The 21,728-nt window shown below is 58.5% G+C and carries 21 protein-coding genes and 1 tRNA gene; 13 read left to right on the plus strand and 9 right to left on the minus strand.

Annotated elements, in window-relative coordinates:
• The first annotated feature begins 31 nt into the window (after positions 1-31).
• Together J1777_RS02190 and J1777_RS02195 are read left to right on the plus strand one after the other, a co-directional pair.
• Positions 32-1,936 carry a SurA N-terminal domain-containing protein gene (locus J1777_RS02190; protein WP_207574203.1) on the plus strand — a complete coding sequence of 635 codons (1,905 nt, stop codon included), beginning with the start codon at positions 32-34 and terminating at the stop codon, positions 1,934-1,936.
• Positions 1,937-1,990: 54 nt separating this feature from the next.
• A tRNA-His gene (locus tag J1777_RS02195) sits at positions 1,991-2,066 on the plus strand.
• Positions 2,067-2,361: 295 nt separating this feature from the next.
• Here J1777_RS02195 and J1777_RS02200 read toward each other — a convergent pair.
• Positions 2,362-3,237 carry an inositol monophosphatase family protein gene (locus J1777_RS02200; RefSeq protein WP_207574204.1) on the minus strand — a complete coding sequence of 292 codons (876 nt, stop codon included), beginning with the start codon at positions 3,235-3,237 and terminating at the stop codon, positions 2,362-2,364.
• Between the two features lie 181 nt (positions 3,238-3,418).
• Here J1777_RS02200 and J1777_RS02205 point away from each other — a divergent pair, with 181 nt between their 5' ends.
• The 3 genes from J1777_RS02205 to J1777_RS02215 all read left to right on the plus strand — a co-directional run bounded on the left by J1777_RS02205 (position 3,419) and on the right by J1777_RS02215 (position 5,917).
• Positions 3,419-4,228 (plus strand): RNA methyltransferase, encoded by an 810-nt coding sequence (locus J1777_RS02205; RefSeq protein WP_207574256.1) that lies wholly within the window; start codon positions 3,419-3,421, stop codon positions 4,226-4,228.
• Positions 4,229-4,291: 63 nt separating this feature from the next.
• Positions 4,292-5,149 carry a serine O-acetyltransferase gene (gene cysE, locus J1777_RS02210; RefSeq protein ID WP_207574205.1) on the plus strand — a complete coding sequence of 286 codons (858 nt, stop codon included), beginning with the start codon at positions 4,292-4,294 and terminating at the stop codon, positions 5,147-5,149.
• 105 nt (positions 5,150-5,254) lie between these two features.
• Positions 5,255-5,917 (plus strand): nitroreductase, encoded by a 663-nt coding sequence (locus J1777_RS02215; protein ID WP_207574206.1) that lies wholly within the window; start codon positions 5,255-5,257, stop codon positions 5,915-5,917.
• Between the two features lie 177 nt (positions 5,918-6,094).
• On the opposite strand, the gene J1777_RS02220 is transcribed toward J1777_RS02215, so the two are convergent.
• The 8 genes from J1777_RS02220 to J1777_RS02255 all read right to left on the minus strand — a co-directional run bounded on the left by J1777_RS02220 (position 6,095) and on the right by J1777_RS02255 (position 12,837).
• Positions 6,095-7,390 carry a citrate synthase gene (locus J1777_RS02220; protein WP_207574207.1) on the minus strand — a complete coding sequence of 432 codons (1,296 nt, stop codon included), beginning with the start codon at positions 7,388-7,390 and terminating at the stop codon, positions 6,095-6,097.
• A 75-nt stretch (positions 7,391-7,465) separates the two neighbouring features.
• Entirely contained in the window at positions 7,466-7,738 is a 273-nt protein-coding gene (locus J1777_RS02225) for an FAD assembly factor SdhE (protein WP_207574208.1), read from the minus strand.
• A gap of 3 nt (positions 7,739-7,741) precedes the next feature.
• Positions 7,742-8,446 carry a succinate dehydrogenase iron-sulfur subunit gene (locus J1777_RS02230; RefSeq protein WP_207574209.1) on the minus strand — a complete coding sequence of 235 codons (705 nt, stop codon included), beginning with the start codon at positions 8,444-8,446 and terminating at the stop codon, positions 7,742-7,744.
• 39 nt (positions 8,447-8,485) lie between these two features.
• On the minus strand, positions 8,486-10,291 hold the full coding sequence (sdhA, locus tag J1777_RS02235) for a succinate dehydrogenase flavoprotein subunit (RefSeq protein WP_207574210.1): 1,806 nt from the start codon (positions 10,289-10,291) through the stop codon (positions 8,486-8,488).
• 39 nt (positions 10,292-10,330) lie between these two features.
• On the minus strand, positions 10,331-10,699 hold the full coding sequence (gene sdhD, locus J1777_RS02240; RefSeq protein WP_207574211.1) for a succinate dehydrogenase, hydrophobic membrane anchor protein: 369 nt from the start codon (positions 10,697-10,699) through the stop codon (positions 10,331-10,333).
• 37 nt (positions 10,700-10,736) lie between these two features.
• Positions 10,737-11,171, minus strand: a complete 435-nt coding sequence (gene sdhC / locus J1777_RS02245) for a succinate dehydrogenase, cytochrome b556 subunit (protein ID WP_207574212.1) — start codon at positions 11,169-11,171, stop codon at positions 10,737-10,739.
• Positions 11,172-11,267: 96 nt separating this feature from the next.
• Positions 11,268-12,062 (minus strand): GntR family transcriptional regulator, encoded by a 795-nt coding sequence (locus J1777_RS02250; RefSeq protein WP_207574213.1) that lies wholly within the window; start codon positions 12,060-12,062, stop codon positions 11,268-11,270.
• 145 nt (positions 12,063-12,207) lie between these two features.
• Complete coding sequence (locus J1777_RS02255) at positions 12,208-12,837, minus strand: TetR/AcrR family transcriptional regulator (RefSeq protein ID WP_207574214.1); 630 nt, start codon at positions 12,835-12,837, stop codon at positions 12,208-12,210.
• 167 nt (positions 12,838-13,004) lie between these two features.
• Here J1777_RS02255 and hppD point away from each other — a divergent pair, with 167 nt between their 5' ends.
• The 8 genes from hppD to acnB all read left to right on the plus strand — a co-directional run bounded on the left by hppD (position 13,005) and on the right by acnB (position 21,685).
• On the plus strand, positions 13,005-14,105 hold the full coding sequence (gene hppD, locus J1777_RS02260) for a 4-hydroxyphenylpyruvate dioxygenase (RefSeq protein WP_207574215.1): 1,101 nt from the start codon (positions 13,005-13,007) through the stop codon (positions 14,103-14,105).
• A gap of 18 nt (positions 14,106-14,123) precedes the next feature.
• Positions 14,124-14,438: a 4a-hydroxytetrahydrobiopterin dehydratase gene (locus tag J1777_RS02265; RefSeq protein WP_207574216.1), complete on the plus strand. Its 315-nt coding sequence runs from the start codon at positions 14,124-14,126 to the stop codon at positions 14,436-14,438.
• Positions 14,435-15,310, plus strand: a complete 876-nt coding sequence (gene phhA, locus J1777_RS02270; RefSeq protein ID WP_207574217.1) for a phenylalanine 4-monooxygenase — start codon at positions 14,435-14,437, stop codon at positions 15,308-15,310. The genes J1777_RS02265 and phhA overlap by 4 nt, the downstream gene beginning before the upstream one ends.
• Positions 15,307-16,011, plus strand: coding sequence for an SDR family NAD(P)-dependent oxidoreductase (locus J1777_RS02275; protein WP_207574218.1), 705 nt, complete (start codon positions 15,307-15,309; stop codon positions 16,009-16,011). Before phhA ends, J1777_RS02275 begins: the two co-directional genes overlap by 4 nt.
• A gap of 203 nt (positions 16,012-16,214) precedes the next feature.
• On the plus strand, positions 16,215-17,201 hold the full coding sequence (locus J1777_RS02280) for a malate dehydrogenase (protein WP_207574219.1): 987 nt from the start codon (positions 16,215-16,217) through the stop codon (positions 17,199-17,201).
• Between the two features lie 182 nt (positions 17,202-17,383).
• Positions 17,384-18,409, plus strand: a complete 1,026-nt coding sequence (locus tag J1777_RS02285) for an HpcH/HpaI aldolase/citrate lyase family protein (RefSeq protein WP_207574220.1) — start codon at positions 17,384-17,386, stop codon at positions 18,407-18,409.
• A gap of 24 nt (positions 18,410-18,433) precedes the next feature.
• Positions 18,434-19,033, plus strand: coding sequence for a hypothetical protein (locus tag J1777_RS02290; RefSeq protein WP_207574221.1), 600 nt, complete (start codon positions 18,434-18,436; stop codon positions 19,031-19,033).
• 57 nt (positions 19,034-19,090) lie between these two features.
• Positions 19,091-21,685, plus strand: a complete 2,595-nt coding sequence (gene acnB, locus J1777_RS02295; RefSeq protein ID WP_207574222.1) for a bifunctional aconitate hydratase 2/2-methylisocitrate dehydratase — start codon at positions 19,091-19,093, stop codon at positions 21,683-21,685.
• Positions 21,686-21,728: the final 43 nt, after the last annotated feature.

A 21,728-nucleotide genomic window follows, 5' to 3' on the forward strand; every position in this document is an offset into this window, starting at 1 on the left:
CTACTTCCTGCCCGTTTGAGAAAGATGGCCTATGCTGGAATCAATCCGCAAGCACTCCAAATTTGTGATGATTTTGCTGTTTTTGCTCATCATCCCTTCGTTTATTCTTGTTGGAATTGACAGCAACTACTTCTCTGGCTCCAGCCCCGTCGTCGCGCGGGTGGATGGCAAAGACATCACCCAAGACGATTGGGACAATGCCCACCGGATGGAAGCCGATCGCCTGCGTGCAGAGCAACCGGGTTTGGATGCCAAGCTATTGGATACCCCTGAGGCCCGCTATGCCACGCTGGAGCGGCTGGTGCGTGATCGCGTCTTTCAGGTGGCGGCACAAAAACTCCACCTTGCCGCCAGCGATGCCACGTTAGCCCGTGAATTGCAAAAAATCCCGGCTATTGCCAATCTGCGGAAGGCCGATGGCTCTTTGGATACGGAAGGCTATCGCAATCTTTTGGCTGCCCAAGGCATGACCCCAGAGGGCTTTGAAGCCTCCGTGCGCCGAGACATCTCTTTGGGCCAAGTGCTGGGCGGGGTGATGAATTCCGCCTTGGCCACCCAGCCGATTGCTGATTTGGCTTTGGATGCACTGCAGCAGCGCCGTGAAATTCAACTCGCGTTGTTTGATACGGCCCGCTACAGCGACCAGGTGCAGCCCACCGACGCGGACCTGCAAGCCTATTACGAGCAGCACAAAACCCAGTACGAGCAGGCCGAGCAAGCCAGCATTGAATACTTGGTGCTTGATTTGCCAGCAGTGCGCGCACGCATCACCATCAATGAAGATGATTTGCGCACCTACTACAAAGAAAACGGCGCACGCCTGGCCGGGGTGCAACAAGAGCGCCGCGCAAGCCATATCTTGATCAACGCTCCCAAAACCATGCCCGCCGCCGAGCGCGAGGCCGCCAAAGCCAAAGCCAATGAATTACTGGCCCAAGTCAAAGCCGAGCCGGCCAACTTTGCCAGCGTGGCCAAAACCCATTCGCAAGACCCAGGGTCTGCTCCCCAGGGCGGTGATTTGGGCTTTTTTGCCCGTGGTGCGATGGTTCCAGAGTTTGAAAAAATCGCTTTTTCCTTGAACAAAGGCGAAATCAGTGACGTAGTGGAGACCGAATTTGGCTACCACATCATTCAGCTGACGGATACGAAAGAGCCGGCGATTCCCTCTTTTGACGCGCTGCGCCCCAAAATCGAAGAAACCCTGAAAGACCAGCAAGCCCAGCGCCAGTTTGCAGAAGCAGCCGAAAACTTTACCAACAGCGTGTACGAACAGTCCGAAAGCCTGAGCCCCACCGCTGAAAAACTCGGTTTGACAATACAGCATGCCGACAATGTGCAGCGCATCCCTGGGCCCAACGCAGTCGCACCGCTGAACAACGAACGCTTCTTAGAAGCCTTGTTCTCTAGCGACAGCTTGAGCAACCAACGCAATACCGATGCCGTCGAGTTCGGCAGCAGCCAGCTGGTGTCTGGACGCATCGTTGCCTATACCCCGGCCAAACAATTGGGCTTGGATGAAGTGCGCGATCAGGTGCGTGCCCAGTACATTGCACAAGAAGCTGCCAAGCTGGCCCAAAAACAGGGTGCGACTGAGCTTGCTGCCTGGCAGGCAGATGCCACCAAAGCGGGTAAGCAGCTACAGGCCCCGGTCGTAGTCTCCCGCGCTGAAACGCAAAATATTTCGCCCACTGTGATCGCTGCAGCACTGCAGGCGCCGGTCAGCCAGCTGCCCACTTTTGTCGGTGTGGATCTGGGTGCTGCGGGCTACGCGATTGCCAAGATCAACGCTGTTTTGCCCACTGAAGACAAGCCTAAAGAATTGTCCGAGATGGCTTTAATTCAATATGAACAACTACATAGCCAAGCCGAAGGCGCGGCCTACTACGAAATGTTGAAGAAGAAATTCAACGTTCAATTCAAAATTAGCAAACCTTAAGTGAACAATTTCTAAAAAGTGCCAAAAAACACGCTATAATTCAATCTTTCTACGGTGGCTGTAGCTCAGTTGGTAGAGTCCAGGATTGTGATTCCTGTTGTCGTGGGTTCGAGCCCCATCAGCCACCCCAAATAAAATAAAAACCCCGCTATCTGTCAGATAGCGGGGTTTTTTGTTTTTGAACGATGGGGCATCACTTCCCCCGCAAAACTATAGCGAGGGTGCCGCAAACGGGCATTTGCACCAGCCACAATCAAAACCGGGCAAGCAGGACAGCAAGACAAAATCAAAAAATGCAGATTCGCGAAACCAAAGGGGTCTCAACAGCCCCCGAGGCTGATGAAAGCGCCTTGTGCAGCCCAGCAGCGCCTGGAATAAAAAAAGCCGCTAGCGTTTGCGTAGCGGCTTTTTTTATTGGGAAAAATTTAGTCGGTGATTTCTGAATCGTTGTCGGTTTTCGCTTCTTGATCGACCAGCATTTTGTTTTCGGTGGTGGCAAATTTACTGTACTTGCCCAGGATGCTGACCAGCTGCCCGTAGGCGCGGGGGTTGCCGGCCAGGCATTCGCGTTGCTCCAGGAAGTCGGCTTCGCCGGTGAAGTTGCCGATCAGGCCACCTGCTTCGGTGACCAGCAAGCTGCCGGCAGCGACATCCCAAATGGATAAGCCCGTTTCAAAAAAACCATCGCAGTAGCCGGCGGCGACGTAGGCCAAGTCCAGTGCGGCTGCGCCGGGGCGGCGTACGCCAGCGGTGCGTTGGGTAATTTCGCTGAACATGCGCATATAGGCGCGGAAGTTGTCGCCTGGGCGGAAGGGAAAGCCGGTGGAGACCAGGCAGTCTTTCAACTGGGTGCGCTTGGAGACGCGGATGCGCCGTTCATTGAGGAAAGCCCCCCGGCCCCGGGTGGAGGTAAACAGGTCGTTGCGGGTGGGGTCGTACACCACGGCGTGCTCGATCTTGCCTTTGAAGGCCAGGGCGATGCTGACGCAGTAAACGGGAAAGCCGTGGATGAAGTTGGTGGTGCCGTCCAGCGGGTCGATGATCCAGACGTAGTCTGAATTTTTTGCGCCATGTTCTTGGCCCGATTCTTCGGCCAGGATGCCGTGGCCCGGGTAGGCGCTCAGCAGGGTGGAGATGATGGCTTCTTCGGCAGCGCGATCGACTTCGGTGACAAAGTCATTCACCTGTTTTTGTGCGACGCGTACGGATTCGATATCCAGGGCTGCGCGGTTGATGATGGAGCCTGCGGCGCGGGCGGCCTTGATGGCCACGTTGAGCATGGGGTGCAATGAGGACGACATAAATTGTGCAAAAGGCAGCCGGCGCTTGTGCAAAGACGGCACAAGGCGTGAGATATATCGTGCAAATTGGCACCGCTGGCTGCGGGTGAAGAACGGTAAAGCCATCGCCCGGCGATGCGGGCAGCGACAATAGAGGGCAATATTTTAACTGCCTAGTCCCAAACTGTGCTGGGCGATGATGATGAAAACCCGTTTTGTTTTAATAGAAACCAGCCACGCTGGCAATGTAGGGGCGGCGGCCCGGGCCATGAAGACCATGGGTTTTGATGATTTGGTGCTGGTGCGCCCGCGCTGGGCGAATGTGCTGCGGCGTGAAGAAACCATTCAGCGGGCCAGTGGGGCGCTGGACGTGCTGGCCAAGGCGCGCATTGTCGATAGCCTGGACGAGGCATTGGACGGCATCAGCCACCTGTGCGCCACGGCGATGACCCCGCGCGACTTTGGCCCGCCGGCTTCGACCCCGCGCGAGCACTTTGCTGCTTTGGTGCAGTCTTGGCAAAAACAAGAGCTGCAAGCGCATGCTGTTAAAGGGCTAGAGCCTGATTTGAATGAAAATTTAACCCTGGCCGCTGGGCCGGGTGAGTGCGGTGTGGGCCTGCTGTTTGGCTGTGAGCGTTTTGGCATGGCCAATGAGGATGTGTACCGCTGCGATGTGGCGCTGCGTATTCCGAGCAATCCACAGTTTGGCTCGCTGAACCTGGGGGCTGCCATTCAGTTGGTGGCCTATGAATGGCGCCAGGCGCTGGGTGGGTTTACTGATGCGCTGCCGATTGCGCAAGTCCAGCGGGCTGATGCCCAGCAGGTGGCTGGGATGTTGGGGCATTGGCAGCAGGCGCTGGAGCATGTGGGGTTTTTGGACCCGGCGGCACCGAAAAAACTGATGCCGCGCCTCAATCAATTGTTCAACCGTGCGCAGCTCAGCCCAGAAGAAATCCACATCTTGCGTGGAATTGCCAAGGCGATGCTGCACAGTACTCCGGCCAAGCACTAAACTTTCGGGTTTCCCCTTGCTTGTCTTCATTGTTCTTAACCGCCCCTTGATGGGCTTTGCTTGATGTTTTCACGCCTGCGTTCCGATATCCAGTGCATTCTTGAGCGCGACCCGGCAGCGCGCAGCGTCTGGGAAGTTATCACCTGCTATCCCGGCCTGCATGCCATTTGGTGGCACCGGCCTGCGCATTGGTGCTGGAAGCATGGGCTTAAATGGCTGGGGCGGTTTACTTCGCACCTGGGGCGGTGGCTGACGGGGATTGAAATTCATCCCGGTGCGGTGATTGGTGAGCGGGTGTTCATTGATCACGGCATGGGCGTGGTGATTGGCGAGACGGCGGTGGTTGGCGATGGCTGCACGATTTACCACGGCGTGACCTTGGGCGGCACCTCGCTCTACAAAGGGACGAAGCGCCATCCTACGTTGGGGCAGAACGTGGTGGTGTCCGCCGGGGCCAAGGTGTTGGGCGGCTTTGAGGTGGGCGATGGCGCCAAAATTGGCTCCAATGCGGTGGTGCTCAAGCCCGTGCCCGCCGGGGCCACGGCGGTGGGGATTCCGGCCCGCATCATTGCCGCTCAGCAAGGTGAAAGCGCCGATGTGGCCCATCTGCAGCAGCAAGATTTGATGGGGCCGCAAACCCAGGCCAAGGCCGCAGCCGATGCGGCGGCGAAAGTGGCGGCGGCAGCGGGCACCAGGCCCTCAGGCTTTACTGCTTACGGGATTACGCAAGAGGACGATCCCATCAGCCAAGCCATGCGCAGCCTGGCCGAAGGCACCGCGACGCACGACCAGCAATTGCAGCTGCTGTGGCAGGCGGTGGAAAAGCTCTCGGCCAAGCTCAATGCCGATTGCCTGCCGTGCGAGAGCGAACGCACCAGCCATTTTGAAAAAGACCGCATTGACCAGATTTTGGGCAAGTAAGCGGCAGCCACCCTGGCCGCCCAGTTCGCCGATGGGCCAGGCGTGCGCGGTTGTGCGCGGTTTTGTAGTGGCACTGTTATGAAAAATCATTGAAAGGACTTTGGCATGGATGTCTCCCAAGCTCTGCGCGCGCGCCGTTCCGTGCGTGCGTTTACCCCCCAGGTGCCCAGCGCTGCGCTGGTGCAGCAGTTGATGGAGGATGCCGCGCTGGCGGCCTCGGGCGGCAATCTGCAGCCCTGGCGTGTGGCGGCCTTAACGGGGGGGCCGCTGCAGGCTTTGCTGGTGGAGGTGGCGGCCACCCCGGCGCAGGAAAGCGATGGCTTGCTCTCTTACCCGCCGGATTTATGGGAGCCCTACCGCACGCGCCGCTTTGTCAATGGCGAAGACATGTACCGCTGCCTGGGCATCCCGCGCGAAGACAAGCCGGCCCGCCTGCGCCATTTGGCCAAGAATGCGCAACTGTTCGGCGCACCCGTCGGAATATTTGTGTTTACCGATGCCCGCATGGGCTACCCGCAGTGGCTGGACTTGGGGATTTATCTGCAGTCTCTGATGCTGCGCGCCACCGAAGAGGGCTTGGCCACCTGTGCCCAAGGGTTTTGGCGGCGCTATAGCGCGTTGGTTCACCGCCATGTGGCGATGCCCCAGGGCTACCAATTGGCGTACGGCCTGGCTTTGGGGTACGAAGATACGGCCGCACCGGTGAATGCATTGCGCACTGCGCGGGCCGATTTTGCTGAATGGGGCAGCCTGCAAGGGTTTGAATAAAAGAAGTGCTTTGCGCTTGACTACCAACGATTTTGAAGTGTTTAAGCCTTTATTCCTTTGATAAACAAGCGCAAACAGCTATAAAAAAGCGATAAAAAAAGCCAGCAGTGAGGGTGCTGGCTTTTTTTGTTGGGTGCCGCAGCGCAGGCTGCGGCGGGCGGGGGCCGGTGCTGGGTGTTACTTGACGTTGCGGGTGGCTGCGCCGGTGAACAGCTGGCGGGGACGGCCGATTTTGTACTCAGGGTCACCCATTTGCTCGTTGAGCTGGGCGATCCAGCCCACAGTGCGGGCCAGGGCGAAGATGCCGGTGAACAGATTGACGGGGATGCCAATGGCGCGTTGCACGATGCCCGAGTAGAAGTCCACGTTCGGGTAGAGCTTGCGCTGCACGAAGTAATCGTCTTCCAGGGCGATTTTTTCCAGCTTTTTGGCCAGGGCAAACAGGGGGTCGTTTTCCAGACCCAGTTCGGCCAGGATCTCGTTGCAGGTTTCCTGCATCAGCTTGGCGCGCGGGTCGTAGTTTTTGTACACGCGGTGGCCAAAGCCCATCAGTTTCACGCCGCTGCTCTTGTCTTTGACCTGCTCCATGAACTCGCCCACCTTGGCGATACCGCCATTGGCTTGGATGTGCTCCAGCATGTTCAGGCAGGCTTCGTTGGCACCGCCGTGGGCAGGGCCCCACAGGCAGGCGACACCGGCTGAGATGGCGGCAAATGGGTTGGTGCCCGACGAGCCGCACAGGCGCACGGTGGAAGTCGAGGCGTTTTGCTCGTGGTCAGCGTGCAGGATGAAGATGCGGTCCAGGGCGCGCTCCACCACCGGATTGACTTTGTACTCTTCGCAGGGGTTGCCAAACATCATGCGCATGAAGTTGCCAGCGTACGACAGGTCGTTTTGCGGGTACATGAAGGGCTGGCCCACGCCGTATTTGTAGGCCATGGCCACCAGGGTCGGCATTTTGGCGATCAGGCGGATGGCGGCAATTTCGCGGTGCTCGGCGTTGTGCACGTCGGTGCTGTCGTGGTAGAAGGCCGACAAAGCGCCCACTAAGCCGGTCAGCACGGCCATGGGGTGGGCATCGCGGCGGAAGCCACGCAGGAAATACTGCATCTGGTCGTGCACCATGGTGTGCTGGTTCACGCGGGCTTCAAAGGCGGCTTTTTCCTGGGCGTTGGGCAGTTCGCCGTTCAGCAGCAGGTAGCAAGTTTCCAGGAAGTTGCAGTTGTTGGCCAGTTGCTCGATGGGGTAGCCACGGTAGAGCAATTCGCCCTTGTCGCCGTCAATGTAGGTGATGGCCGATTGGCAGGCAGCGGTCGAAAGGAAACCGGGGTCGTAGGTAAACATGCCCGATTGGCCGTACAGCTTGCGGATGTCGATCACATCCGGGCCGACAGTGCCCTGGTAAACGGGCAGCTCAACACTGGGGGCACCGTTGCTAAACGAGAGGGTTGCTTTGTTGTCAGCGAGTTTCATCTCCAACTTCCTTTTCAGTCATTTCAGTCATGCCACTGAAACCGTGGCGGGCTTTTTTGGGGCAGTACGGCGGAATTAGCGCTTGCGCACCATCTCCAGCACTGCGGTTACTTCGGGGGTATCCAGATCGCCCTGGGGCTCGGTGCGCCGCAAGAACAAATTCATCAAATCGTTGTCCGCCAAGTTCATCAGGGCGGTCCAGGCATCGGCATGCCGCTGCGTCAGCTGGTGGCCGTAGGTCGTAAAAAACCGCTCGATGTACAAGTCGTTCTCGACCAGCCCGCGCCGGCTACGCCAGCGCAGGAGGTCGATTTCGCGTTGTTCGAGCAGCGTATCTGCTGCGGCCATGGCTTAAATGGTGCGGCGGGCGACCAATTCCTTGATCTTGCCGATGGCTTTGGCGGGCTTCAAACCCTTGGGGCACACGTCCACGCAGTTCATGATGGTGTGGCAGCGGAACAGGCGGTAGGGGTCTTCCAGATTGTCCAGGCGCTCGGAGGTGCTCGTGTCGCGGCTGTCGGCGATGAAGCGGTAGGCTTGCAGCAAGCCGGCCGGACCAACGAATTTGTCCGGATTCCACCAGAAGCTGGGGCAGGCGGTCGAGCAGCTGGCGCACAAGATGCATTCGTACAAGCCATCGAGCTCTTCGCGCTCTTCGGGCGACTGCAGGCGCTCTTTGTCCTCGGCGGCGTAGATATCGCTTTGCAGGTAGGGCTTGATGGAGTGGTACTGCTTGAAGAACTGCGTCATGTCCACGATCAGGTCGCGGATCACGGGCAGGCCCGGCAGGGGCTTCAACACGATGTCCCCTTTCAGGGTGTTCATGTTGGTCAGGCAGGCCAGGCCGTTTTTGCCGTTGATGTTCATCGCATCCGAGCCGCACACGCCTTCGCGGCAGGAGCGGCGAAAGGCGATGGTGGGGTCCATTTTCTTTAGCTTGACCAAGGCATCGAGCAGCATGCGCTCGTGGCCATCGAGCTCTACTTGCACGGTTTGCATGTAGGGCTTGGCATCTTTATCAGGGTCGTAACGGTAGATTTTGAAGGTACGTAGCATGGTGATCTTCTTTAAAAAGCAGCGTGAATGACAAGGCGCTTAGAACGTGCGCACTTTGGGTGGAATGCTTTCCACGGTCAAAGGCTTCATGTTCACGGGCTTGTAGGTCAGGCTGTTGGTGGCGCTGTCCCACAGCGTGTGCTTCAGCCATTCCTTGTCGTTACGGCCCAGGGGATGCTCTGGGTGGTCGGCAGGGTGCTCGTAGTCGTACACGGTGTGGGCACCACGGCATTCTTTGCGGGCGGCGGCCGACACCATGGTGGCTTGGGCCACCTCGATCAGGTTGTCCACCTCCAGCGCTTCCATGCGGGCGGTGTTCCACACTTTGGATTTGTCCTGCAAGGTAACTTGGCCCACTTTTTGGCGGATTTCGGCGATTTTGACCACGCCTTCGTCCATGCTCTTTTGCGTGCGGAACACGCCGGCATGGGTTTGCATGGTTTGGCGGATTTCGCCAGCCAAGTCTTGGGCGTAGATGCCGTCCTTGGAGTTGTCCAATTGGTTCAGACGCTCAAGGGTGCGGTCGCTGCCGTTGGTAGGCACTTCTTTGTGTTCGCCAAAGTCTTTGACGTACGAGGTGATGTGCTTGCCCGCAGATTTGCCAAATACCAGCAAATCGAGCAGCGAGTTGGTGCCCAGGCGGTTGGCACCGTGTACCGATACCGCAGCGCATTCGCCCACGGCGTACAGGCCATTGACGACCTTGTTCTGTGTGCCATCCCAGGTGACCACTTGGCCGTGGATGTTGGTGGGGATGCCGCCCATTTGGTAGTGAATGGTGGGCACGACGGGAATGGGCTCTTTGGTGATATCGACGTTGGCAAAGTTGTGGCCAATCTCTTCCACCGAGGGCAGGCGCTTGCGAATGGTTTCGGCACCCAGGTGGTCCAGCTTCATCAGGATGTAATCCTTGTTGGGGCCACAGCCGCGACCTTCTTTGATTTCCTGGTCCATCGAGCGCGAGACGAAGTCACGCGGTGCCAAGTCTTTTAAAGTAGGGGCGTAGCGTTCCATGAACGCTTCGCCTTCGCTATTCAAAAGAATAGCGCCTTCCCCACGACAGCCTTCGGTTAGCAGAACGCCAGCACCAGCAACGCCAGTGGGGTGGAACTGCCAGAACTCCAAATCTTGTAGCGGGATGCCAGCGCGCGCTGCCATGCCTAGGCCGTCGCCGGTGTTGATGAAGGCGTTGGTCGAGGCTTGGAAAATACGGCCTGCGCCGCCGGTGGCCAGCAGCACGGCTTTGGCGTGCAGCTCGTACAGGTCGCCGGTTTCCAGTTCGATGGCGGTTACGCCCACCACGTCGCCTTGGGTGTTGCGGATCAAATCCAGCGCCATCCACTCGACAAAGAAGTTGGTTTTGTAGGCCACGTTCTTTTGGTACAGGGTGTGCAGCATGGCGTGGCCGGTACGGTCAGCCGCTGCGCAAGCGCGTTGCACGGGTTTTTCGCCGTAGTTGGAGGTGTGGCCACCAAAGGGGCGCTGGTAGATGGTGCCGTCGGCGTTGCGGTCAAACGGCATGCCAAAGTGTTCCAGCTCGATCACCACCTTGGGTGCTTCGCGGCACATGAATTCGACCGCATCTTGGTCAGAGAGCCAGTCTCCGCCTTTGATGGTGTCGTAAAAGTGGTAGTGCCAGTTGTCCTCGCTCATATTGCCCAGCGATGCCGAAACGCCACCTTGCGCGGCCACGGTGTGCGAGCGGGTGGGGAAAACCTTGGACAGGGAGGCCACCGACAGGCCGGCCTTGGACAGTTCAATCGCGGCACGCAGCCCCGAGCCGCCGGCGCCGACGATCACAACGTCAAATTTACGCTTGGTGATATTTGCTTTGGAGTAGCTCATTCTTAACTTTCAAATAATGCGTCATTCACAGCCAGCGGCTTAAATGCGCCACAAAACTTCAAAACCCCAGGCAGCGCAGCCCACGAGCCACACCACGGTCAAGGATTGCAAGGTAAAGCGCAGACCGGCAGCAGGCACATAGTCCATCCAGACGTTGCGCACCCCTACCCAGGCGTGCCACAGCACCGAGACGATGACGCTGGCGGTGATGAACTTCATCCATTGGGGGGCAAAAATGCCGGCCCACAGCTCGTAGCCGATAGGGCCTTTGGTCAGCAGCAGCTGGGCCAGGATGATGGCGGTGAACGCGATGATCACAACGGCGCTGGCGCGTTGCACCAGCCAGTCACGGGCACCGTAGTGGGCGCCGGTGACGATGCGTTTGGTGCCGTAATTCACGGAAGACATAGCTTTTTCCTTTGTAAAACGGGTGAATGCGGTGAAATCAGTACAGGCCAAACAGCTTGGCGCCCAGCACAATGGTCAGGCCCAGGCTGACCACCAGCACGGCGATGGCCGAGGAGGCACCCCACTGTTTGGTGATGCGCTCGTGGTTCATATCCACCAAAATGTGGCGAATGCCGGCGCACAGGTGGTGCAGATAACCCCAGATCAGGCCCAGGGTGGCCAGTTTGATCAACCAGCCTGGTACAAAGCCCAAGCCTTCGTTGAAAGCGCCCTTGAAGGTGGCAAATGAAATTTCCGAGGACAGTGAGGTGTCGAACATCCAAAAGACGAAAGGCAACAAGATAAACATCAGCATGCCGCTAATGCGGTGCAGGATGGATACCTTGCCAGCCCACGGCAGGCGGTAGGTCGGGAGGTCACTGAAGACGTTAATGTTGCGGAACTCGGGCCGCTTTTTGGCTTGGTCGGTCATGATTGTCAGACTTTCGATGATGTAACTGCGTGGTAATCGCAAAAAGGCAAACGGACGGGATTTTATGGCAAGCCCATGGCATGAGGCTTACAACGATTAACTTAATGCATTGCGGTAGTGGTGGCTGTCGGTCAAATACAGGCCCCGGCGCAGTTCCATGGGCTTGTCGTTGTAGGTGAAGGTGACACGTTCGACGCTTAAGACGGGTGTTGCCGTTGTGGTGTTAAGCCATTGGGCTTGCTGCGCATCGGGCAGGACGGCACGGATTTTTTCTTCTGCACGCACCATGCGCACCCCATATTCCATTTCAAACATGGCATAGGTGGGGCCGGGGTAATGGGCCATTTGCTCAGCGTTGAGGCCTTTGAAGACGGGGCTGGGCAGCCAAATGTCTTCCAAAATGGTGGGCGTGTTGTTAAAAGAAAGTATGCGGCGCACATGGATGACGCTGTCGCCAGTGCGCAATTGCAGTGTGCGGGCAATGTCGGCGCTGGCACGAATGCGTTTGCATTCGATGATGCTGCGCTGGGCGCGCCCTTCATCTTGCTGTTGGCCAATGTCGGGATGCAGTTGCAAAAAGCGGTATTGCACCTGCTCTTCATTGTGTGTGGCGACAAAAGTGCCTTTGCCTTGGCGGCGGGTTACCAAGTTTTCTGCGGCCAATTCATCAATGGCTTTGCGCACTGTGCCCTGACTGACCTTGAAGCGGCCAGCCAACTCGATTTCGCTGGGGATGAGCTCGCCCGGTTTCCACTCTCCCGCTTGCAAGCTTTGCAAAATCAGGCCTTTGATTTGTTGGTACAAGGGACTGAAGGCGGGCGTTTGCACCACCGCGCTGTCGTTGCGCGCAGGGGTTGGGGTGTCGGGGGAAAGGGCGGTATTGGGAGGCATGTTTAAAACAGGTGCTGTTCAGTCTGTATGGTCGCAGGCTGAAGAAGCATGGTGTTCCGTGCCATCTATCATATCTTATATAAGACATAAGACAAGCTGTACGCACACCTGTGCAGAGATCGTAAACATGTTCTGGCCAGCAGGTTCAGGTGCTGGCGATTTGCCCTGCTTGCGCAATGGTGTCAGCCAGAGTGCCTAAAAAAGCTTCGCGCTCGGTGGTGGTGACATCAAAAAGCTCCAGTACCCCAGCCCCGCGAAAGGCGGCAAACACGGTGATGGCGACCCCCTGGGGGTGAGGGTGGTGCTCGGTGATTTCAGGGAAGGTTTGCAAAAATTGCGCATAAAACCCGTGGTCCACTTGCACCCGCTGTGCATTGATGTGGGCAAACAAGGCGGAAGAAGGCTTGCAGCCTAAAAACAAACTCCACGCTGCTTGGTAGTGGGGCGTGCAAAAAACATTCTTCCAGGCCCGCTGGACAAAATCGTGGGCCCGCTCAGGCAGGGGCAGTGCGCGGTCTGGCCAGATGCTGCCTTGGGCGCTCAAGGGTTCTGTGATTTCTTGTACCAGCCGCTCCATGAGCGCATCCCGGGTTTTGAAATGGTGCTGCAAAGCCCCCAGCGAGACTTGCGCTTTGCGGGCGATGGCCTGCAAGGTCGCCCCCTTAAAGCCTTCTTCGTGCAGCAGTTGCAGCGCAGCGTCAATCAGTTTGCGTTGGGTGTTTTCTACGCGTTCGGTCTGTGAGATGCGTTGGCGGCGGTGGGGCGTACGATCCATTGCGGGCAAGAAAAAAGGGAGATAAAGGCTTGATATATAGCATGCAAGCGATGGCTGCTTGCATAACTTTGTACAAAAGTCTATAGGTGAAATTTTTAATTAAATAAAACTTTATTGTTTTTATAGTTGATATCTGTCAATTATTTACACGATCAAGGATCATCGCAATGACCGACCTGACAAGCAATCCTATGGGGCTGATGGGCTTTGAGTTTGTTGAATTCGCCTCACCCAAGGCCGGGGTGCTGGAGCCTTTGTTTGAAAAAATGGGCTTTACCGAGGTGGCACGCCACCGCTCGAAAGATGTGTCTTTGTACCGCCAGGGCGATATCAACTTCATCATCAACCGCGAACCAAAAAGTATAGCTGGCTACTTCGCTGCAGAGCACGGTCCAAGTGCTTGTGGCTTGGCATTTCGCGTCAAAGATGCGCACCATGCTTTTAAACGTGCATTAGAACTGGGCGCACAGCCGATTGATATTCCCACCGGGCCGATGGAGTTGCGCTTGCCAGCCATTAAAGGCATTGGCGGAGCGCCCTTGTACCTGATCGACCGGTTTGAAGACGGTAAATCGATCTACGACATTGATTTTGAGTGGCTGCCCAACGTGCAGCGCCACCCGCAGGGCTTTGGTTTTTCAGTGGTGGATCACCTGACGCACAACGTTTACCGAGGGCGCATGGCGCACTGGGCAGATTTTTACGAGAGGCTGTTCAACTTCCGCGAGATTCGCTATTTCGACATCCAGGGTGAATACACCGGCTTGACCTCCAAAGCCATGACTGCGCCTGACGGGCTGATCCGCATCCCCCTGAATGAAGAGGCCAAACAAGGCGGCGGGCAGATCGAAGAGTTTTTGATGCAGTTCAATGGCGAAGGCATTCAGCACATCGCGCTGCTGTGCGACAACTTGGTTGCGGCGATTGACCAATTGCAGCTGGCCGGCATCCCGCTGCTGACAGCACCCAATGAGGTCTATTACCAAAACCTGGAAAAACGCTTACCGGGCCACGGCCAGCCGGTGCCCGATTTGCAGGCGCGGGGCATTTTGCTCGATGGCACGACTGAGGGCGGAAAGCCGCGCTTGCTACTGCAAATTTTTTCTGAGCCGCTGCTCGGGCCCGTATTCTTTGAATTCATTGAACGCCAGGGCGATTACCGTGAAGGCTTTGGTGAAGGCAATTTCAAAGCGTTGTTTGAATCGTTGGAGCGCGATCAGGTGCGCCGTGGTGCGATTGCCGGGGCGCTTGCTGCTGAGGCGGGCTAACCACCAAGGAGTATTGCTATGCATAAATTGACTTCTGCCGAATTACCAGCCGCCTTGGCCCAGGTGCCGCACTGGCGCTACCAAGACGAGCGCGGTGGGTTGATTGCCCGCCAATTTGTTTTTCATGATTTTGTTCAAGCCATGGGATTTATGACCCAGGTGGCCTTGGTCGCCGAGCGCAGCAACCATCATCCGGAATGGTTCAATGTGTACAACCGGGTGGAGGTGGTGCTCACCACCCATGACGTGCAGGGCTTGTCGCAGCGCGATATTGATTTGGCCCAAGCGATGGAGCGCATTGCCGCAGCGTGGCCTCCGCAGGAGCCGGCATGAGTGCTGAAAAGCATGGATTGGCTGCCGCCAGCTACCAGCCCCAGCGCCCAGATTGGACGATTGAGCAACACTGGCAGCACTACAGCGCTGAAGAGCACGCCACCTGGAAAACCTTGTTTGAGCGGCAAAGCCGTCTATTGCCTGGGCGGGCTTGCGATGCATTCATGCAGGGCTTGCAGGCGCTGGCGATGAGTGCTGAGCACATTCCGAATTTTGAGCAGCTCTCCGAAGAGCTTATGCGCCACACCGGCTGGCAAGTCGTGGCAGTGCCGGGTTTGGTGCCTGATGAGGTGTTTTTTGACCACTTGGCCCACCGGCGTTTTCCGGCGGGGCAGTTTATTCGGCGCAGTGACCAGCTCGATTACTTGCAAGAGCCGGACGTTTTTCACGATGTGTTTGGCCATGTGCCCATGCTCATGCACCCGGTGATGGCTGACTTTATGCAGGCTTATGGCCAGGGGGGGCTGAAAGCCCAATCTCTGGGCTTGCTTGACCAATTGGCACGGGTGTATTGGTACACCGTGGAGTTTGGGCTGGTGCAGCAAAGCGATGGGTTGCGCATCTACGGGGCCGGAATTGTGTCCTCGGCGACCGAATCGGTCTTTGCCCTGGAGAGCGACTCGCCCCACCGTATCCGGTTCGACCTCGATCGGGTCTTGCGCACCCAGTATCGGATTGATGATTTTCAAGAAATTTACTTTGTCCTGCCCGACCTGGCGGACCTGTTGAACTTGGCCCGCATTGACTTTAAACCCCATTACGAACGGGTGCGTGGGGCACCAAGCCATCTGCCAGGTGTTATCGTCCCGGGCGATCAAGTGCTGACCCAGGGAACGGGGCAGTACCACCACGCACAAGGAGACCGACCGTGAAGCGCAGCCACAAAAAAACCGCCTTAATCACCGGGGCTACAGGCCAATTGGGCTGGGCGGTGGCCAATTTTTTGCATGACCAAGGCTGGCGCTTGTTGCTCTTGGCCCGCAACGGGCAGGCCATGCAGCTGGCCTTTGGGCATTTGCCCGATGTGGTGTTGCTGGATGTGGATTTGACCCAGCGCGAGGCCTTGATTGCGCGGGTGCAAGCCGCTTTGGGGCAAGAGGCGCACCTGGATGCCGTGTGCCATCTGGCCGGCGGTTTTCATATGGGCGATGGGGTTGATGCGCTCTCGCTGCCAACGTGGGAGTACTTGCTCAACCTCAATACCACCAGCTTTTTGAATTTGGCCGCCGCCGTGGTGCCTACGCTCAAGCAGCAAGGCGCTGGCCATGTGGTCACGGTCGGGGCGGCTGCAGCCGCCCGCGGACAGGCCCACATGGGGGCCTATTGCGCAGCCAAAAGCGCCTTGCAGCGGCTGACCGAAGCCTTGTCGGCCGAGCTGAAAATGGACGGCATCAATGTCAATTGCGTGCTGCCTACCGTGCTCGATACGCCAGACAACCGCGCCGCCATGCCCGATGCCAACCCCGCCACGTGGGTGCAGCCCAAGGACTTGGCCGAGGTGATTGGCTTTTTAATCACGGACGGAGCGCGGGCCATTCATGGTGCGGCCATTCCAGTGGCAGGGCGCGTGTAGCCGAGGTGTTTTTCGGGGGGCTTTGTCAGCACCGAGTCAGAGTACTGAAATTGAGTATTGATATCTTATATAAGACATAAGACAAATTGACCGAAGGCCTTAATCGGCGTTAAACTCTGCGCCTGACGGTGGTGCTTGTAACCGGTTGGTATCTGAAGCAAGCAGCCACCGCGCTGTTTACCACCCACTCGGAGTTCTCATCCATGAGCAAAGCACCTGTTCGCGTCGCCGTCACCGGCGCTGCTGGCCAAATCGGTTACGCCCTGTTGTTCCGCATCGCCTCGGGCGAAATGCTGGGCAAAGACCAGCCCGTCATCCTGCAACTGCTGGAAATTCCTGACGAAAAAGCCCAGAACGCCTTGAAGGGCGTGATCATGGAACTCGAAGACTGTGCTTTCCCCCTGCTGGCTGGCATCGAGGCCCACGCCGACCCCATGACCGCCTTCAAAGACACCGACTACGCCCTGCTGGTCGGTGCCCGTCCGCGCGGCCCCGGTATGGAGCGCTCGGACCTGCTGGCGGCCAATGCCCAAATCTTTACCGCCCAGGGCAAGGCCCTGAACGCTGTGGCCAGCCGCAACGTCAAAGTGCTGGTGGTTGGCAACCCCGCCAACACCAACGCCTACATCGCCATGAAGTCGGCCCCCGATCTGCCGGCGAAAAACTTCACCGCCATGCTGCGCCTGGACCACAACCGCGCCGCTTCGCAACTGGCTGCCAAAACCGGCACCAAAGTGGGCGATATCCGCAAACTGACCGTGTGGGGCAACCACTCGCCCACCATGTACGCTGACTACCGCTTTGCTACCGTCAATGGCGAAAGCATCAAAGACAAAATCAACGACCAAGTGTGGAACAAAGACGTGTTCCTGCCCACCGTGGGCAAGCGCGGCGCCGCCATCATTGCAGCGCGTGGCCTGTCGTCGGCCGCCTCGGCAGCCAACGCTGCCATTGACCACATGCGCGACTGGGCCCTGGGCTCCAACGGCGAATGGGTGACCATGGGCGTGCCTTCCAATGGCGAGTACGGCATTCCTGCCGGCATCGTGTTTGGCTTCCCCGTGACCACCGAAAACGGCGAGTACAAAATCGTCGAAGGCCTGGAAATTGACGCGTTCTCGCAAGAGTGCATCAACACCACCTTGGCCGAGCTGCAAGGCGAACAAGACGGTGTAAAACACCTGCTCTGATAAAGCAGAGCTGTTTCCGCTGGTAAACAAAGGATTTCAAGGTTTTTAAGCCTTGAAATCCTTGATTTAAAAGCGGTAATAGCTCCTTTTTTTAGAGAAATGCTGCAACGGTTTTTGATCAAAAAAACCGTTGCACCATTGCTTTATCCGCTTTTCTTTTTGGCTTTTTGCTTTGCTCCTGCATGACCACGACCTCGCACCCCCAAGACATTTTGCTCGGCGCCCAAGCGGCCGCCCCCGTCTTGCCCGTGTGCGATCACTTCAGTGGCCAGCCTGAGCGCATGCGCAAAAGCCTGCAATTGCAGGCGCAAATGACCGCCGAGCTGGGGCGCTGCGTATTCGATGTCACCCTCGACTGCGAAGATGGCGCCACGGTGGGGCAAGAAGTGGCCCATGCCAATGCGGTCGCGGCCTTGGTGCGCGAACATGCTGCCGCACACCCCGATGCCCGTATCGCCGTGCGCGTGCATGCGCTGGACCATCCCGCCTTTGTCGATGATGTGGCCCGCATCGTCGGCCAAGTGGGCGACAAGCTCACCCACGTCATGCTGCCCAAGGCAGAAACTGTCGATCAAGTCGATTGGGTGGCCCGGGCGCTGGACCGCGCCTATGGTCCGCGCCTGCCCTTGCATGTGCTGATTGAATCGCCCGCCGCGGTGCAGCAAGCTTTTGCCATCGCCGCCCACCCGCGCGTGCAAAGCATCAGTTTTGGGCTGATGGACTTTGTCTCAGCCCACGGCGGTGCCATTCCCGCCAGCGCCATGGGCGTGCAAGGCCAGTTCGAGCACCCCCTGGTGCTGCGGGCCAAGCTGGAAATTGCCGCCGCTTGCCATGCCCACGGCAAAGTAGCTTCGCACTGCGTAGTGACCGAATTTAAAGACACCGCTGCGCTGACCCAAGCCGCCCGCCAAGCCAGCCAACGCCTGGGGTACACCCGCATGTGGAGCATTCACCCGGCGCAAATTCGGCCCATCGTGGCCGCGTTTGCCCCGGCAGCCGATGCCGTGGCCACGGCCGCAGCGATTTTGCTGGCGGCCGAAAGCGCCCACTGGGGCCCCATCAGCCATGAAGGGGTTTTGCACGATCGCGCCAGCTACCGCTATTACTGGCAAGTATTGCAACGCGCAGCGCAAACCGGGCTGACTTTGCCCGACAATGTGCGCCGCTGGTTTGCCGAGGATGGCCAGCCAGTTGCATCCCATTGTTAAGAGAGAAATTTCGCTGGAGTTTGTATGAAACACCTGGTTGCCTCCACCCTATTGCTGTTGCCCCTGTGGGCCATCGCTGCGCCAGCCACCCCCGCCCCTGCCGCTAAAAAAGCCCCAGCCGCCACAGCCAAGGCACCGGCCAAGGCCCCGGTGAAGAAAACCGTCGCCAAAGCGCCCGCCAAGGCACCGGCCAAAGCCCCCGCCAAAAAAGCCGCTGCTGCTGCAGCCGTTGGAGGGGCCGCCGCTGTGGCCAGCGCTGGCGCGGCCGATCAGCCCTTGACCGCAGAAGCCCTGGCCATTGCCGAGCAGGTACACACCGGCACGATTGGCTGCGAGCTGGGCAAGCATGTGAACGTGGAGCGCGATGGCGGCAAGCCCGGTTATTTCAAAGTCACCGGCAACGGCTTTAACTACCACATGAGCCCGGTGGTCACCTCCACCGGTGCTGTGCGTTTGGAAGACACCCGTGCCGGCGCTGTGTGGCTGCAGATTGCCAACAAATCGATGCTGATGAACCAGAAGATTGGTCAGCGTCTGGCCGACGAATGCATGAGCACAGCCCAGTTGCAAGTGGCCGAAGCGCTCAAGAAAAACCCCCTGCCCAACCTGCTGGAAGGGCGCTAGGGGCCGCAAGTTTTTACGTTTATCCCTTTTATACAACTACCTTTGGAGAGAGCAAGCATGTTGCAAGCCTACCGTGAACACGTGGCCGAACGCGCCAAGTTGGGCATCCCCCCCTTGGCCCTGGATGCCAAACAAGTGGCCGATGTGATCGAGCTGATCAAGAACCCGCCCGCCGGTGAAGAAGCCTTTTTGCTGGACTTGCTCACCCACCGCGTGCCGCCCGGCGTGGACGATGCGGCCAAGGTCAAGGCCAGCTTCCTGGCCGCTGTGGCCCATGGTGACATTCAAGTTGGCCTGATCTCCAAAGCCAAGGCCACCGAGCTGCTGGGCACCATGGTCGGTGGCTACAACGTACACCCCCTGATCGAGTTGCTGGACGACGCCGAAGTGGCCGTCGTGGCGGCTGAAGCGCTGAAAAAGACGCTGTTGATGTTTGACTACTTCAACGACGTGGCCGACAAAGCCAAGGCCGGCAACGCCAAGGCCAAAGAAGTGATGCAGTCCTGGGCCGATGCCGAGTGGTTCACCAGCCGCCCCAAAGTGGCCGAGAAAATCACCGTCACCGTGTTCAAGGTGCCCGGCGAGACCAACACCGACGACCTGTCGCCCGCCCCGGATGCCACCACGCGCCCTGACATCCCCATGCACTACCTGGCGATGCTGAAAAACGCACGCCCCGATGCCGCCTTCAAGCCTGAGCAAGATGGCGTGCGCGGCCCCATCCAGTTCATCGAAGACCTGAAGAAAAAAGGCCACACCGTGGCCTACGTCGGCGACGTGGTGGGCACCGGCTCCAGCCGTAAATCGGCCACCAACAGCGTGATCTGGGCCACCGGCGAAGACATCCCCTTTGTGCCCAACAAGCGCTTTGGCGGTGTAACGCTGGGCGGCAAGATTGCCCCCATCTTCTTCAATACCCAAGAAGATTCTGGCTCGCTGCCCATCGAAGTGGACGTTTCCAAGATGGAAATGGGCGATGTCATCGACATCTTCCCCTACGAAGGCAAGATCGAAAAAGACGGCACCAAGATTGCCGACTTCCAGCTCAAGAGCCAAGTGCTGCTGGACGAAGTGCAAGCCGGTGGCCGCATCAACCTGATCATTGGCCGCGCCCTGACCGCCAAAGCCCGCGAAACCCTGGGGCTGCCCGCTTCCACCGTTTTCCGCCTGCCGCAAGCACCGGCCGAAACCAAGGCTGGCTTTACCCTGGCGCAAAAAATGGTGGGCCGCGCCTGCGGTCTGCCTGAAGGCCAAGGCGTGCGCCCCGGCACTTACTGCGAACCCAAGATGACCACCGTGGGCTCGCAAGACACCACCGGCCCGATGACCCGCGACGAGCTGAAAGACTTGGCCTGCCTGGGCTTCTCGGCCGACATGGTGATGCAGTCGTTCTGCCACACCGCCGCCTACCCCAAGCCGGTGGACGTGAAAACCCACCGCACCCTGCCCGACTTCATCAGCAGCCGTGGTGGCGTGTCGCTGCGCCCTGGCGACGGCGTGATCCACAGCTGGCTCAACCGCCTGCTGCTGCCCGATACCGTGGGCACGGGCGGTGACTCGCACACGCGTTTCCCGATTGGTATTTCCTTCCCTGCAGGCTCGGGCCTGGTGGCCTTTGGTGCCGCCACTGGTGTGATGCCGCTGGACATGCCCGAATCGGTGCTGGTGCGCTTCAAGGGCGAGCTGCAGCCGGGCGTGACCCTGCGCGATCTGGTGCATGCCATCCCGCTGTACGCCATCAAGGCCGGTTTGCTCACGGTGGCCAAGGCGGGCAAGAAGAACATTTTCTCGGGCCGCATTCTGGAAATCGAAGGTCTGCCCAAGCTGAAAGTGGAGCAAGCGTTTGAACTGTCCGACGCTTCGGCCGAGCGCTCGGCTGCTGGTTGCACGATCAAGCTGGACAAAGAGCCGGTCATCGAGTACCTGAAGTCCAACATCGTGCTGATGCAGAACATGATCGCCGACGGCTACCAGGACGCCAAGACCCTGCAACGCCGCATCGAAAAAGTGCAAGCCTGGCTGGACAACCCCCAGCTGCTGGAAGCCGACAAAGATGCCGAGTACGCCGCCGTGATCGAGATCGACCTGGCCGACATCAAAGAGCCCATCGTTTGCTGCCCGAACGATCCGGACGACGCCAAGTTCCTGTCCGAAGTGTCCGGCACCAAGATCGACGAGGCCTTCATCGGTTCGTGCATGACCAACATTGGCCACTTCCGCGCCGCAGCCAAGCTGCTGGGCGGGCAGCGCGACATTCCGGCCAAGCTGTGGGTGGCCCCGCCGACCAAGATGGACGAGAGCGAGCTGATCAAAGAAGGCCACTACGCCGCTTTTGGCACGGCCGGTGCGCGTACCGAGCTGCCCGGCTGCTCGCTGTGCATGGGCAACCAGGCGCAGGTGCATGAAGGCGCCACGGTGATTTCTACCTCCACCCGCAACTTCCCCAACCGCTTGGGCCGCAACACCAACGTGTTCCTGGGCTCGGCCGAACTGACCGCCATCGCCGCCCGTCTGGGCAAGCTGCCCACCCCGGCCGAGTACCTGGCCGAGATGGGCGTGATCGATGCCGACAAGGCCAGCGTCTACCGCTACATGAACTTCAATGAAATTGAAGAGTATGTGGAAAATGCCAAGAACGCTGCTGTTGCCTGATAGGCCACGGTTGCGGTAACGCGCAAACCCCGCCAGACAGTGC

Origin of the sequence: Comamonas denitrificans (assembly GCF_017368815.1) — a bacterium.
Classification (GTDB): Bacteria; Pseudomonadota; Gammaproteobacteria; order Burkholderiales; family Burkholderiaceae_C; genus Comamonas; species Comamonas denitrificans.